At 65.8% G+C, this 13,723-nt stretch carries 14 protein-coding genes; 11 read left to right on the plus strand and 3 right to left on the minus strand.

Translation table 11 applies throughout. From position 1 onward, the window contains the following. The first annotated feature begins 134 nt into the window (after positions 1-134). From ADADO0_RS10920 to ADADO0_RS10930, 3 genes are all read left to right on the plus strand, one after another. Entirely contained in the window at positions 135-851 is a 717-nt protein-coding gene (locus ADADO0_RS10920; protein WP_511305168.1) for a hypothetical protein, read from the plus strand. Positions 852-907: 56 nt separating this feature from the next. Further along, positions 908-1,168 carry a hypothetical protein gene (locus ADADO0_RS10925; protein ID WP_511305169.1) on the plus strand — a complete coding sequence of 87 codons (261 nt, stop codon included), beginning with the start codon at positions 908-910 and terminating at the stop codon, positions 1,166-1,168. Between the two features lie 62 nt (positions 1,169-1,230). Next, positions 1,231-1,923: a class I SAM-dependent methyltransferase gene (locus ADADO0_RS10930; RefSeq protein ID WP_511305170.1), complete on the plus strand. Its 693-nt coding sequence runs from the start codon at positions 1,231-1,233 to the stop codon at positions 1,921-1,923. Between the two features lie 6 nt (positions 1,924-1,929). Here ADADO0_RS10930 and ADADO0_RS10935 read toward each other — a convergent pair whose 3' ends face one another. Beyond that, positions 1,930-2,349 carry a GtrA family protein gene (locus ADADO0_RS10935; RefSeq protein ID WP_511305171.1) on the minus strand — a complete coding sequence of 140 codons (420 nt, stop codon included), beginning with the start codon at positions 2,347-2,349 and terminating at the stop codon, positions 1,930-1,932. Between the two features lie 200 nt (positions 2,350-2,549). Between ADADO0_RS10935 and carB the strand changes: the two genes are divergently transcribed. The 5 genes from carB (at position 2,550) to ADADO0_RS10960 (ending at position 9,422) form a co-directional block, all read left to right on the plus strand. After that, positions 2,550-5,912, plus strand: a complete 3,363-nt coding sequence (carB, locus tag ADADO0_RS10940) for a carbamoyl-phosphate synthase large subunit (RefSeq protein WP_511305172.1) — start codon at positions 2,550-2,552, stop codon at positions 5,910-5,912. A gap of 189 nt (positions 5,913-6,101) precedes the next feature. Further along, positions 6,102-6,575, plus strand: a complete 474-nt coding sequence (gene greA / locus ADADO0_RS10945; RefSeq protein ID WP_511305173.1) for a transcription elongation factor GreA — start codon at positions 6,102-6,104, stop codon at positions 6,573-6,575. 77 nt (positions 6,576-6,652) lie between these two features. Beyond that, positions 6,653-7,279, plus strand: coding sequence for a TMEM175 family protein (locus tag ADADO0_RS10950; RefSeq protein WP_511305174.1), 627 nt, complete (start codon positions 6,653-6,655; stop codon positions 7,277-7,279). Between the two features lie 14 nt (positions 7,280-7,293). After that, the gene (locus tag ADADO0_RS10955) at positions 7,294-8,208 is read left to right on the plus strand and encodes an AAA family ATPase (RefSeq protein ID WP_511305175.1); all 915 of its coding nucleotides are present in this window, start codon (positions 7,294-7,296) and stop codon (positions 8,206-8,208) included. A gap of 5 nt (positions 8,209-8,213) precedes the next feature. Beyond that, complete coding sequence (locus ADADO0_RS10960) at positions 8,214-9,422, plus strand: vWA domain-containing protein (protein ID WP_511305176.1); 1,209 nt, start codon at positions 8,214-8,216, stop codon at positions 9,420-9,422. Here ADADO0_RS10960 and ADADO0_RS10965 read toward each other — a convergent pair. Then, positions 9,373-10,395, minus strand: a complete 1,023-nt coding sequence (locus ADADO0_RS10965; RefSeq protein WP_511305177.1) for a lysine-2,3-aminomutase-like protein — start codon at positions 10,393-10,395, stop codon at positions 9,373-9,375. The genes ADADO0_RS10960 and ADADO0_RS10965 overlap by 50 nt on opposite strands. A gap of 141 nt (positions 10,396-10,536) precedes the next feature. On the opposite strand from ADADO0_RS10965, the gene ADADO0_RS10970 reads away from it, so the two are divergent. The 3 genes from ADADO0_RS10970 to ADADO0_RS10980 are packed head-to-tail and all read left to right on the plus strand — an operon-like array spanning position 10,537 to position 13,196. Beyond that, positions 10,537-10,860, plus strand: a complete 324-nt coding sequence (locus tag ADADO0_RS10970) for an XdhC family protein (protein ID WP_511305178.1) — start codon at positions 10,537-10,539, stop codon at positions 10,858-10,860. Positions 10,861-10,866: 6 nt separating this feature from the next. Then, positions 10,867-11,577 (plus strand): XdhC family protein, encoded by a 711-nt coding sequence (locus ADADO0_RS10975; RefSeq protein ID WP_511305179.1) that lies wholly within the window; start codon positions 10,867-10,869, stop codon positions 11,575-11,577. Then, entirely contained in the window at positions 11,574-13,196 is a 1,623-nt protein-coding gene (locus ADADO0_RS10980; protein WP_511305180.1) for an NTP transferase domain-containing protein, read from the plus strand. Before ADADO0_RS10975 ends, ADADO0_RS10980 begins: the two co-directional genes overlap by 4 nt. A gap of 16 nt (positions 13,197-13,212) precedes the next feature. Here the strand turns inward: ADADO0_RS10980 and ADADO0_RS10985 are convergent, their stop codons facing one another. Beyond that, positions 13,213-13,674, minus strand: a complete 462-nt coding sequence (locus ADADO0_RS10985) for a DUF488 domain-containing protein (RefSeq protein ID WP_511305181.1) — start codon at positions 13,672-13,674, stop codon at positions 13,213-13,215. Positions 13,675-13,723: the final 49 nt, after the last annotated feature.

A 13,723-nucleotide genomic window follows, 5' to 3' on the forward strand; every position in this document is an offset into this window, starting at 1 on the left:
TCGCGGGAGATGACCTTCGGCGTTCATCATGCCGCCAGTTTGTTGATTCTGCGCATGTTCCGAAGCCGCAGTGGCGATTTCATCCCGTCGAAAAGCACGGTATGAGGATTGGCAACGTAGTGGCGGAGGCGGGCATGCTTGCAGGGTTCTTGGGCCGGAGGCGGCCGGTTTTGGCGGGGGGTCTCCTGCTGCTGGGCGCATCGCTCGCCGGCTGTCAGGCCGTGGGCCCCACATGGGGCACCGGCGTGGTCAAGGAAACCGACGCCTGGGGTTATTATGAAGCGGTGGTGCCGATCCCTGCCGCGGACGCTCCGCCTCGGGTGTTCGAATGCAAGGGGCCCTGGTCGCCCACCACGTCGGATGTGAACCTCATCGCCGATTTCGGCCAGAACGCAATCAGCCATTCGGATGTCATGCAGCCCAACGGCTCGATGGCGCCGGGCACGATTTTGCTCGCCAATGAGCCCAAGCTGCGGGTCGACGTCGCATGGGGTGATGCCATCGGTTATTCGATACCGATCCGCACCGCATTCACTGAGGAGAGCCGTTGGAGCGTTGCCGGCGTCACCATCGGCACCTCCCTGGCCGATGTGGAAAAGGCCAATGGCGGGCCCTTCCGCATTGTCGGGTTCGGCGGCAATAATGGCGGCGTGGTCATGGACTGGCGCGGCGGCCGTCTGGCGAACATCGCCGGACCTTGCCGCCTCGGCGTGCAGTTCTCGATTTCCGCGCTGGCGTCCGATTCGGCCCAGGCGAGGGCGTCGGGGCCGAAGGTGTTCATGTCTACGGACCCCGCCATCCGGGCGCTGAGCCCCACGGTGGGTCTGTTCTGGGTGAATTATAAGTGGTGATTTCACAACAGGGCGGCCACGGTCTCGCCGGGGCACCCCTCCAAGGGAGCATGAAAATGGCTCGTATTTCTTCCCTCACCAAGCTCACCGCCGCTTTTGTCCTAGGCATCGGCGTCACCCTCGGCGGCCAGATGGCAGTCACCAGTGCGGTCGCCAACCAGCCCTGGATGATACAGGGCCTTGAGCAGCTTCGCGCAGCCCGTGCCAGCATCCAGTCGGCCGAGCCCAACAAGGGCGGCCACCGCGAGCAGGCCATCGGCCTGATCGACCAGGCCATCGAACAGGTGAAGCTCGGTATCGCCTACGCGGGCGGCTGAGGTGAACTGACGGTCGGCGGCTTGACTTTCCTCCGCCAAAATCACGGCGCAGGAACACGCATATGGATTGGATTTCTTTCTGGGACGGCGCCCACGCCATTTATGTGAGCGACCGTCACAAAGCGCTCCATTATGCGCGCATCGCCGCCGATCTCGCCCGCTTTGTGCCTGGACCAACGGCGCGGGTGCTGGACTATGGCTGCGGCGAGGCGCTCGCCGCAGCGGACCTTTCCCGTGTCTGCGGGTCGCTGACCCTGTGCGATGCCGCTCCAGGCGTGCGCGAGAAGATCGGCCAGCGGTTCCAAGCTGATCCAAAGGTCGCCGTCGCCTCGCCCGAAGAGGTCGAGGCCATGCCCGATGGCAGCTTCGACCTGATCGTCGCGAATTCCCTGCTGCAATATCTCAAGCGTCCCCAACTCGACGCCTTGCTGCGGGTTTGGCGGCGGCTTCTCGCCCCCGGCGGCCGGCTGCTGCTGGCAGATGTGATTCCCCCCGACGTCAGCGCGGTGCGCGATGCCGGCGCGCTGCTCGCGTTCGCGGCGCGTGACGGATTTCTCGGGGCGGCCGTGGTCGGGCTGGCCCGCACGGCGGTCTCCCCCTATCGCAAGCTGCGCGGTGAATTGGGGCTTTCCACTTATCGCGAGGGGGATTTCCTCGCAGTTCTGGCCGGCGCCGGTTTCGCGGCCGAGCGAACCCGCCCGAACGTCGGGCACAACCAGAGCCGCATGGCCTTCCTCGCCACGCCGACGGGTTGAACGGACCTAACCCCGCTTCTCCCGGAACGCCCATAGCCGGTAGCTGTTGAAGGTCCACAGCAGCACCACGCCGCTCGTGAGGCCCTGCGCCAGCAGATAGAAAATGCCGAGCCGGTGCGTGAAAAGGTCCATCAGGATCGCGTTGAGCACAAAAGCGACACCCGCGACGACAAAATATCGCGGCATGGCCCCTGCGTGGGTGCGGGTCGATTCGAATGTGAAGCGGCTGTTGAGCGTGTAGGTCACAAGCGTTCCCACCACGAAACCCACCATGGAGGCCGTCACAGGCCCCAGGATCCCCATTTCAACCAGACCGCCTAGCACCAGGAAATGCGCGACGAAAGCGGTGGCGCCGACCGCGATAAAGCGCGCCAATTGCAGGATCAGGGGGCGGTGCCGCGTCAGAAGGTCGGTCAATGAGGCCATGGGGGAGGGCTGATCCGGTGGGGAGCGAGAGCGGCGGTCTTCCGTCGCGTGCAAATATGGTCTAAGGAAGCCAAATAGCGTGCCGGGCGAAGATCATTCAACGTTCTGGCGCAGCACCGGCCGCCCCCGTGGCGGACCCTCACCCACAGGGGCGCGTGACCCGCGGCCCTTTTTTTGCGCCTGCCGGGCGCCTGCGAGACATGCCGAAACGCACTGACCTCGAAACCATCCTCATCATCGGCGCCGGTCCCATCGTCATTGGGCAGGCCTGTGAATTCGACTATTCCGGTACCCAGGCGTGTAAGGCGCTGAAGGAAGAGGGGTACCGGGTTGTCCTGGTGAATTCCAATCCTGCGACCATCATGACCGATCCGGACATGGCGGACGCGACCTATATCGAGCCGATCACGCCGGAGATCGTCACCAAGATCATCGAACGTGAGCGGGGCGATCGGTCTAAGGGCTTCGCGCTGCTCCCCACCATGGGCGGGCAGACGGCGCTGAACTGCGCTCTTTCGCTGAAGCGCATGGGCACGCTCGAGAAGTTCGACGTGGAAATGATCGGCGCCACCGCCGAGGCGATCGACAAGGCCGAGGATCGCGAGCTGTTCCGCGAGGCCATGACCAAGATCGGCCTCGACACGCCCACCTCCCGGCAGATCAAGAATCTGCCGCAGGCGCTGGAGGCGCTGGAGATCGTCGGCTTGCCCGCGATCATCCGCCCGTCCTTCACCATGGGCGGCACGGGCGGGGGCATCGCCTTCAATCGCGAGGAATTCATCGAGATCGTCGAGCGCGGCATCGACGCCTCCCCCACCAGCGAAGTGCTCATCGAGCAGAGCGTTCTGGGCTGGAAGGAATATGAGATGGAGGTGGTCCGCGACAAGGCGGACAACTGCATCATCATTTGCTCAATCGAGAATCTGGACCCGATGGGCGTCCACACCGGCGATTCCATCACCGTCGCGCCGGCGCTGACGCTGACCGATAAGGAATACCAGATCATGCGCGACGCCTCGCTGGCGGTGCTGCGCGAGATCGGGGTGGAAACGGGCGGTTCCAACGTCCAGTTCGCCATCGACCCGGAAACGGGCCGCATGATCGTGATCGAGATGAATCCGCGCGTGTCGCGGTCCTCGGCGCTGGCGTCCAAGGCCACCGGCTTCCCCATCGCCAAGGTGGCGGCGCGCCTGGCGGTTGGATACACGCTCGACGAGATCGAGAACGACATCACCGGTGGGGCGACGCCCGCATCCTTCGAGCCCACCATCGACTATGTGGTCACGAAGATTCCCCGGTTCGCCTTCGAGAAGTTTCCTGGCGCCGACACCACGCTCACCACCTCTATGAAGTCGGTGGGCGAGGCGATGGCCATCGGACGGACCTTCCAGGAGAGCCTCCAGAAGGCGCTGCGCTCGCTTGAGACCGGCCTGACCGGGCTCGACGAGATCGAGATCGGCGGCCTCGGCAGGGGCGACGACAAGAACGCCATCCGCGCTGCGCTCGGAACCCCGACGCAGGAGCGCCTGCTTTACGTGGCGCAGGCCATGCGGTTCGGCATGACCGACGATCAGATCCACTCGGCCTGCAAGATCGATCCCTGGTTCCTGGGGCAGATCCGCGGGATCGTAGAGACTGAGGAAAAGGTGAAGCGGCTCGGCCTTCCCAAGACGGCCGGTGCGTTCCGGGGCCTCAAGGCCATGGGCTTTTCCGATGCCCGTCTTGGCGCCCTAGCCGGGCTTGCGGAAAACGACGTTCGCAAGCTGCGGCATGACCTGGACGTGCGCCCGGCCTACAAGCGCATCGACACCTGCGCGGCCGAGTTCGCCTCGCCCACCGCCTATATGTATTCCACCTATGAGACCCCGTTTGCCGGCGCGCTGGCGGACGAGGCGCGTCCCTCCGGCGCGACCAAGGTGATCATCCTGGGTGGTGGCCCGAACAGAATCGGGCAGGGCATCGAGTTTGACTATTGCTGCTGCCACGCGGCCTTCGCTTTGAAAGAAGCGGGCTACGAGGCCATCATGGTCAACTGCAATCCTGAGACCGTGTCCACCGACTACGACACCTCGGACCGGCTCTATTTCGAGCCGCTCACCGCCGAGGATGTGCTGGAGCTGATCGACCGCGAGCGCACCGCCGGTACGCTGCTGGGCGTGATCGTGCAGTTCGGCGGCCAGACCCCGCTGAAGCTCGCGCGGGCGCTCGAGGCGGCGAACGTGCCGATCCTCGGCACCTCGCCCGATGCGATCGACCTTGCCGAAGATCGCGATCGCTTCAAGACGCTGCTGGAAAAGTTGGCGCTGCGGCAGCCGGCCAACGGCATCGCTTATAGCGTCGACCAGGCTCGTATCGTGGCCGAGGGCCTCGGGTTTCCGCTGGTCGTGCGCCCATCCTACGTGCTGGGCGGCCGCGCCATGCAGATCCTGCGGGAGGAGCGCCAACTCGGCGACTACCTCCTGGATACACTGCCCGGCCTGGTTCCGCACGAGATCAAGGCGCGCTACCCCAACGACAAGACCCGGCAGATCGATGCCGTGCTCAACACCAATCCGCTGCTGTTCGACCGGTATCTTTCGGACGCCATCGAGGTGGACGTGGACGCGCTGTGCGACGGCACGGATGTGCATATCGCCGGCATCATGGAGCATATCGAGGAAGCTGGAATCCATTCCGGCGACAGCGCCTGCTCGCTTCCGCCCCATTCGCTGTCTCAGGACATGCTGCGCCGGCTCGGCGAGGAGACCGCCGCGCTCGCCCTTTCGCTGGGCGTGGTCGGGTTGATGAATGTCCAATTCGCCCTGAAGGATGACGACATCTACATCCTCGAGGTGAACCCGCGGGCTTCGCGCACCGTGCCGTTCGTGGCGAAAGTCATCGGCTTGCCGATCGCCAAGATCGCGGCGCGGGTGATGGCGGGAGAGAAGCTGGCGGCGTTCGACCTGACGACCATCCAGATCGACCATATCGCGGTGAAGGAGGCAGTGTTTCCCTTCGCCCGCTTCCCCGGGGTCGATACGGTGCTCGGGCCGGAGATGCGCTCCACCGGCGAAGTCATGGGGCTCGACAACGATTTCGGCGTCGCTTTTGCAAAGAGCCAGCTCGGCGGTGGCACCAAGGTGCCTAAGAGCGGCGCGGTGTTTGTCTCGGTGAAGGACAGCGACAAGCCGCGCATCCTGCCCAGCGTGCGCATGCTCCAGGACCTCGGCTTCAAGGTGATCGCGACCTCCGGCACCCACCGCTTCCTGGAAGAGAACGGCATCGCTGCGGTCAAGATCAACAAGGTGCTTGAAGGCCGGCCGCATATCGTCGATTCCATCAAGAACGGCGAAGTGCAACTGGTGTTCAACACCACCGAGGGCTCCCAGGCCCTGACGGACAGCCGTTCGCTCCGCCGCGCGGCCCTCTTGCACAAAGTGCCGTATTACACCACGCTGTCTGGAGCCGTGGCAGCGGCTCAGGGGGTCAAGGCCTATGTGGGCGGCGATCTCCAGGTGCGGCCGTTGCAGAGCTATTTCGGTGCTGGTGGATCTTCGGCGGTGGGTAAAACGTTCGTCGCCTGAGATTCGCGATGCAGGCCAGTGCGGGTGCTGAGGCGCCCGCACCGTCTGCGTGTGTTCTCCACTGGTACGCGCCGTGGCGCGAGACGGTCATCGTCCCGCGTTTACGGTTTCAATTTTTTCGCTTCGGCTCGCCCCCTTGCCGATGAACGGCAGGCGAGTCGGAGTCTCAGGAGGTCTTAAGACGGACCCATGGAAAAGATTCCCATGACCGGGGGCGGGTTCACCGCCCTCGAAATCGAGTTGCGGCACCGCCAGCAGGTGGAGCGCCCGCGGATCATCATAGCCATCTCAGAGGCGCGCGCGCACGGCGACCTCTCCGAGAATGCGGAATATCACGCCGCCAAGGAGTTGCAGTCGCTGAACGAGGGCCGCATCGCGGATCTGGAGGATAAAATCTCCCGCGCCGAGGTGATCGACGTCTCGAAGTTGTCAGGCGACACCGTGAAATTCGGCGCCACGGTCACGCTCGTGGACGAGGACACCGAGGAACAGCGCATCTGGCAGATCGTCGGCGACAACGAAGCCGACGCGAAGGCTGGACGCATTTCGATCTCTTCGCCCGTGGCGCGCGCGCTCATCGGCAAGCAGAAAGGTGCGTCGGTCGAGGTTGTCACCCCAAAGGGCGCTCGTTCCTTCGAGATCGTTCAGGTTAGCTGGCGCTAGAGCGGTAAACCCGCGCTCAGCCGGGCGGTGCTGCAAGGCGCCGCCCGCTGCCAGTGCCTTAATGCAGCATGTCCGGGATGATGAGGCGCTACTACAAATCCCGCGTGGATGGCCTGACCGATGGTGTCTTCGCCTTCGCGATGACGCTCTTGGTGCTGGATGTGCGCTTCGAGACCGGCTTGCCGATCAACAGCGCATCCGACCTGATGGTGCATCTGGTCAATTTGGCGCCGCGCCTGCTTACCTATCTCATCAGCTTCTTCGTGCTCGGTGCCCACTGGCGTGGCACCATCGAATTGCGGCCGAGTGGCGAGCATCTCTCCGCCGGCCTCGTCACGCTGTGGATGTTCTATCTCTTCTTCGTGACCATGGTACCGTTCTCTTCTAGCGTGGTCGGCAAATACGGCGAGTTCGCCCCGGCGGTGTTCGTCTATTCCGCGAACATGATCGCCCTTGGGATACTTCATATTGCGTGGCGATATTTCGAGGCGCCGCACGGGCAAAAATCCCTGTCCTTTGCGGCAGGGGCCCATCTGCCTCTGGTCATCATCGCGGCCCTGGTCTCCATCATCGTCAGCCTGTTCGATCCCAGGCAGGCGCTTTATGCCTACGCCCTGACTTTCCTGTCCCGCACGCCGTGGTGGCCTGCTCCCACGCCCCCGCCGGTGCTGCCGGTGCTGCCGGTTGGTGAGCGGAAAAAGTGAGCTAGGATCTGGTCATGCCCTATTCCCCGCCGGCCTCCATCGATGCCACCTCCGCGCTTCTTGAGGGCGCCGGCTATGTCCCCGACCGGGCACTTGCCACCGTGGTCCATCTCGCCCTGCGCATGCGCCGGCCGCTGCTTCTGGAAGGAGAAGCCGGGGTCGGCAAGACCGAGGTCGCCCGCACGCTCGCGAGTGCGCTCGGCCGCCGGCTGATCCGCCTGCAATGCTATGAGGGCCTGGACCTCTCTGCGGCCGCCTATGAATGGAATTACGCCGCGCAGATGATCGCCATCCGTCTCGCCGAGGCGGCGGGGGAACACGACAAGGGTGCCATCGCCGCGGACGTGTTCTCGGAGCGTTACCTGCTTCGCCGTCCGCTGCTTGATGCGCTCCAGCATGACCCCGCCGGCCCCCCGGTGCTGCTGGTTGACGAACTCGACCGCACCGATGAAGCCTTCGAGGCTTTCCTGCTGGAAGTGCTGTCGGATTTCCAGATCACCATACCGGAACTCGGTACGGTGAAGGCTGCGGCGCCGCCGATCATCATCCTGACATCAAACCGCACACGGGAAATCCACGACGCCTTGAAGCGTCGGTGTCTTTACCACTGGGTGGATTATCCCTCGGCCGCGAGGGAGCTTTCGATCCTGCGCAAGCGGCTTCCTGATGTGCCGGAGCGCCTGTCGGCGCAGGTGGTGGCGTTCGTCCAGGCGATTCGGAAGGAAGATCTCTTCAAGGTGCCCGGGGTGGCGGAGACCCTGGATTGGGCATCCGCGCTCGTGGAACTGGACGCGGTCGCGCTCGATCCGGCGCTGGTGGCGGATACCCTCGGCGTGCTGCTGAAGTATCAGGACGACATCGCCCGCACAGACGCTCCGCGCATCGAGAAGCTGATCGAGGAGGCCCGCCGCGCCGTGGCGGCGGAGTAGGCGCGGTGCCTGAGGGGCGCCTTGCCGAGAATATCGCCTATTTCGGCCGCGCCTTGCGGGCGGCCGGTCTTCCCGTGGGTCCCGGCGACATGTTGGATGCGGTTTCGGCGCTCGAAATCGTGGGCCTCGGCACGCGGGAGGATATGTACTGGACCCTCCACGCCATATTCGTGCGCCGGCACGAGGACCATGAGGTGTTCGACCATGCCTTCCGCCTGTTCTGGCGGCGCAGGGCGCCGATGGAGAAATTGATTGCCATGCTCTCCCCGGCGGCACCGGGACGGGAGCAGGACAAGTCAAAGTCCACACTGCGCAGGGTTCAGGAGGCGCTGTTCGCCGGTGTCGGCGAGGAGCGCCCGGCGGAAAAGCCGAAGCTGGAACTGGACGCCCGCTTCACCGCCTCCGCCGATGATGTGCTGCGCACCCGCGATTTCGCGCAGATGAGCGCCGAGGAAATGGGGCAGGCCCGTCGGCGCATCGCCGCCCTCCGGATGCCCGATGATGATGCGCCGACGCGACGGTTCCGGCCGCAGGTGCGTGGCGCGCGGTTCGATATGCGGGCGACGTTGCGGGCTTCGCTCTCCACTGGCGGGCTCCTATTGGCGCCACGCCTGAAGGGGCCACGCCGCCGTCCGCCGCCGATCGTGGCGCTGGTGGATATATCCGGCTCCATGGGGGACTATTCCCGCGCCATCCTGCATTTCCTGCACGCGCTCAGCGAAACGCGGAGGGTCCACAGCTTTTTGTTCGGCACGCGGCTGACCAATGTCACCCGCGCCATGCGCCGACGCGACCCGGACGCGGCGCTGGATGCGGTGGCCGGTGCTGCGAAGGACTGGTCTGGTGGTACCCGCATCGCCGCCTCGCTTCATGCCTTCAACAAGGAGTGGTCGCGGCGTGTCATGGCGCAAAATCCGGTGGTGCTGCTGATCACCGACGGGCTGGAGCGGGACCCCGACGCGCAACTTGAAACCGAGATCGATCGTATCCACCGGTCCTGCCGCCGTCTGGTCTGGCTCAATCCGCTGTTGCGCTATGACGGCTTCGAGCCCAAGGCGCGGGGTGTGAAGGCGCTTCTGCCGCATGTCGACGAGTTTCGCCCGGTGCATAGCCTTGCGAGCCTTGAGGCACTGGTCGCGGCTTTGTCGGAGGAGACGCCGGCCTCTAGGACGCTTCCTGGGGGTAGGCGTGCACCCCACCGCAATAGTCGATGACGGTATCGCCAGCCACATAGGTCGGGGTCAGCGGAACCTTCCCGTGGCCGCCGGGAATGTCGAGGACATAGGTTGGTAGGGCGAGGCCCGACACGCGGCCGCGCAGGGCGCGCATCAATGCCTGGCCCTCTTCGATCGACAGACGGAAATGCGCCGTGCCCGGGGCAAGGTCGGGATGGTGCAGGTAATAGGGTTTCACCCGGCACTCCACCAGGGCGCGGAATAGCTCGGCGAGGGTGGCCGCATCATCGTTCACACCGCGCAGCAGCACGGATTGGGAGAGGACGGGTATTCCCGCATCCACCAGCTTTGCCAGCGCCGTGCGGGCTTCCCTTCCGAGTTCGCGGGCATGATTCACATGGACGACGACGTAGGAGGTGACGCCGTCGGTCTTCAGCGCCGCCACCATCTCCGCGCTCACCCGGTCGGGCGCGGCGATTGGGATTCGGGTGTGGAAGCGGGCGATCTTCACATGCGCAATGCCGGCGAGCCGGCCGACGATGTCGCGCATGCGTCGCGGCGAGACCATGAGCGGGTCGCCGCCGGTGAGGATCACCTCCCAGATTTCCGGATGGGCGCAGAGGTAGGCAAACGCCGCCTCCAGCGCCTGCGGCGACAGCGCGTTTTCGGTGCCGGGGCCGACCACTTCCCTGCGAAAGCAGAATCGGCAATAGACCGCGCACACGCTCACCAGCTTCAGCAAAGCCCGGTCGGGATAGCGATGGACGATGCCGGGAACCGGCGAATGGGCATCATCGCCGATCGGGTCGGCGCGTTCTTCCGGGCGCACATCCAGTTCCGCCGCATCCGGCAGGAACTGGCGCGCGATCGGGTCTCCAGGCGCCATCATGGCCGCGAGAACCGGCGTCACCGCGACCGCATAACGCTGCGCCACCCGCTCCGCGTCGCCGCGTCCGGCCTCGGCAATGAGGCCGGCGGCGATCAACTCGTCCGCGGTGCGCAGTGTCGGCATGAGGTCTTTCGGCAAAGAAAATATCGGCGTGCGGCGCGCTTGGCGTGTCCGGCGGCTTTCCGGCGGGGTGCGCGCCCCTATATAGGGAAGGTTAAGCGGACGCCAAGCGCGCAGCGCGCGGGCACTCGTCAGGAGGTGGCCATGCTCTCGACCGAGGACGACGTATTGGAGGCGGCGCTGCGTTGGCGGCACGAGGGGCGGCAAGTGGCTCTGGCCACCGTGCTGGAAACCTGGGGTTCCGCGCCGCGCCCGGTCGGCAGCCATCTCGTGATCGACGCAGACGGCAATTTCCTGGGCTCGGTTTCCGGCGGCTGCGTCGAAGGTGAAGTGGTGAGCGAGGCCGGGGACGTGATCGAGAGCGGAACGCCGCGCGTGCTGGAATTCGGCGTCGCGGATGAGACCGCATGGCGTGTCGGCCTGTCCTGCGGCGGCGCCATCCGGGTCTACGTGGAGCGGGTGGACTGAACGCCCATGCGCCTCGATCTTCTCTCCTCCCTCATGTCGGAACGCGCGGCGCGCCGCCCCGCCATTCTCGTCACCGAGCTTGAAACCGGCACCCAGCGTCTCGTGACGCCGGCGGATGCGATCTCTGATCCGCTCGCTGCCGATCTCGCGAAGGCGCTTCGGACCGGAAAGAGCGGCATGGTGGGCGAGGGGGCGTCGCGCGCCTTCCTCACCGTGGAAGTGCCGCCGCCGCGCCTGGTGGTGATCGGCGCGGTGCATATCTCCCAGGCACTGGCGCCGATGGCGCGCATCGCCGGCTATGACATGGTGATCATCGACCCCCGCACCGCCTTTGCGACGCAGGAGCGGTTTCCCGACGTACGGGTGATCGCACAATGGCCGGACGAAGCCCTGCCGGAGGTGGGTGTCGACCCCTTCACCGCCCTGATCGCGTTGACCCACGACCCCAAGATCGATGAGCCTGCCCTTGAGGCGGGGCTCCGCGCCGACTGTTTCTATGTCGGGGCGCTGGGTTCGCGGCGCACACATGCCAAGCGTCTCGAGCGGCTTGCCGGGCGCGGGCTGAGCGCCGAAGTGACGGCCCGCATCCATGCCCCCATCGGCCTCGACATCGGCGCGGTAAGCCCCGGCGAGATCGCGGTGGCGGTGCTCGCCGAAGTCATCGGCGCCTTGCGCAAGGAGACGTCGGCAGCGGTGCGCTCCGAGGCGGCGGCGTGAGATTCGGCCCGGTCCCGCTTGATGAGGCCCTGGGCGCCATCGTCGCCCATACGGTGAAGTTCGATGGTGTGGTGATCCGCAAGGGCACCTGCCTCGGCGCGTTTGAGATTGCTTCGCTGCGACAGAGCGGCGCCCGTGACATCGTGGTGGCGCGGCTGGAGGCGGGGGATCTCGACGAGGACGATGCCGCCTCGCTGCTGGCGGGGCGTTTTGCCGGCACGGGCACGCGGGCAGCTGCGCCGTTCACCGGCCGCGCGAACCTCCACGCGACTACATCCGGCGTGCTGGAACTGGACCCGGCGGCGGTGGATGCCTTCAATCTGGTCGACGAAACACTGACCTTCGCGACTCTCGTGCCGCATCGTCCGGTACGGGATGGTGATCTGGTCGCCACCGTGAAGGTGATCCCCTATGCGGTGCCGGGGGCCCTGGTCGAGGCGGCGCTTGGCCAGGCGGTACCGGTGGTGCGGGTCGCCCCGTTTCGCCGAAAGGCTGTGGTGGTGATTTCGACTTTGCTGCCGGGCTTTGCCGCCAAGGTGGTGGAGAAGACATTGCGCGTCACCGCCGAGCGGCTGTCGCGCTGGGGCGCGCATATCGAAAAAGACGTGCGGATCTCGCACGACAGTGACAGCCTGCGTGCAGCTCTGCATGAGGCGCGCGCCGACGGCGCGGAACTCATCCTCGTGTTCGGAGCGTCCGCCATCGCCGACCGGCGCGATGTCATCCCGGCGGCGCTTGAAGCCGCAGGCGGTGCGGTAGAGCGGCTCGGCATGCCGGTGGACCCCGGCAATCTACTTCTGCTGGGACACCTGGGCGCGATTCCCGTGGTGGGCGCGCCGGGGTGTGCCCGCAGTTCCAAGGAAAATGGCTTCGATTTCATCTTGGCCCGCCTGCTTGCGGATCTGCCCCTCGCATCTGCCGACATTGCCCGCATGGGCGCGGGGGGCCTGATCGGAGAGATCGTGACGCGCCCCCAGCCGCGCGAGGCGCCGGCAGAGGCCGTTCCGGCGCTGGTCGCCGCCGTAGTGCTGGCCGCCGGCCGCGGCACCCGCATGGGCGGGCCGAACAAGCTGCTTGAAGAGGTGGGCGGTGTTCCGGTGGTGCGCCGTGTCGTGACGGCGGCATTGGCCTCGCGCGCCACACCCGTCGTGGTCGTCACCGGCCATGAAAGCGACCGTGTAAGGCAGGCACTGTCGGGGCTGGATGTCGTGTTCGCGTCCAACCCTAGATATGTCGAGGGCCTTTCCGGCTCGCTAGCGGCGGGCATCGGTGCCGTGCCGGACGCGGCTTCGGGCGCCCTGGTGTTGCTGGGCGACATGCCGCTTATGGAAACCTCCACCCTCGACTGGCTGCTCGCTGCCTTTGCGCCTGAGGGCGGCCGGCTCATCGTCGCGCCCGTGGTAGGCGGCCGGCGCGGCAATCCGGTGCTGTGGTCCCGGCGCTTTTTTCCTGCCCTCATGGCACTGGAAGGTGACATCGGCGCCCGCCATCTCATCGCATCCCATGCGGAAGCGGTTTTCGAGGTCGAGGTCAGCGGGGAGGGCACCTTGCTGGACGTAGATACGCCCCAGGCGCTCGCCGAAGCGCGCGACGCGCTGCGGGTGCCCGATCACGGCTGAGCCGATGGCCTCGCGATCAGAACGGGTCAGGCACCAGGTGCGCCACCGGAAGGTCCAGCCGCTCGCACAGCCATGCTGCCAGGCGCAGCCGGTGGCAGCCTTCGACATGGCGCTCGTAACACATGAGGCAGATACGGCGGCCCCTGGCGAGGCTCGCCAACTCGCCCAGCGCCTCGCGTGCCGGCGGCGTGGTGAGGTGGGCATCATAGATGCGCATGAGGGCGCCATGGTCGCCCGAACGTGCGGCGAGCCGCCCTTCCTTGGGTGTCCCCAACGCCCGCAGATGTACATAAGCGATGCCGTGGGCGGAAACGCCCGACGCAAGCGCGGTTTTGGAGAAGCCGGGTCGGCGCGAGGCGGCAACGGCACGCACATCCACCAAAAGATCGACGCCCGCGCGGCTCAGCGTGTCCTGGAATGCGGCCGGCGTGGTCTGCTCATAGCCGACCGTGAACAGTTCAGTGGTCGGCTTCACCATTACGCTTCGTCCAGGCTATCTATGCGGAAAATGGCTTTTAGCACAGGAT

The organism is Aquabacter sp., assembly GCF_965279295.1.
Lineage (GTDB): Bacteria > Pseudomonadota > Alphaproteobacteria > Rhizobiales > Xanthobacteraceae > Aquabacter.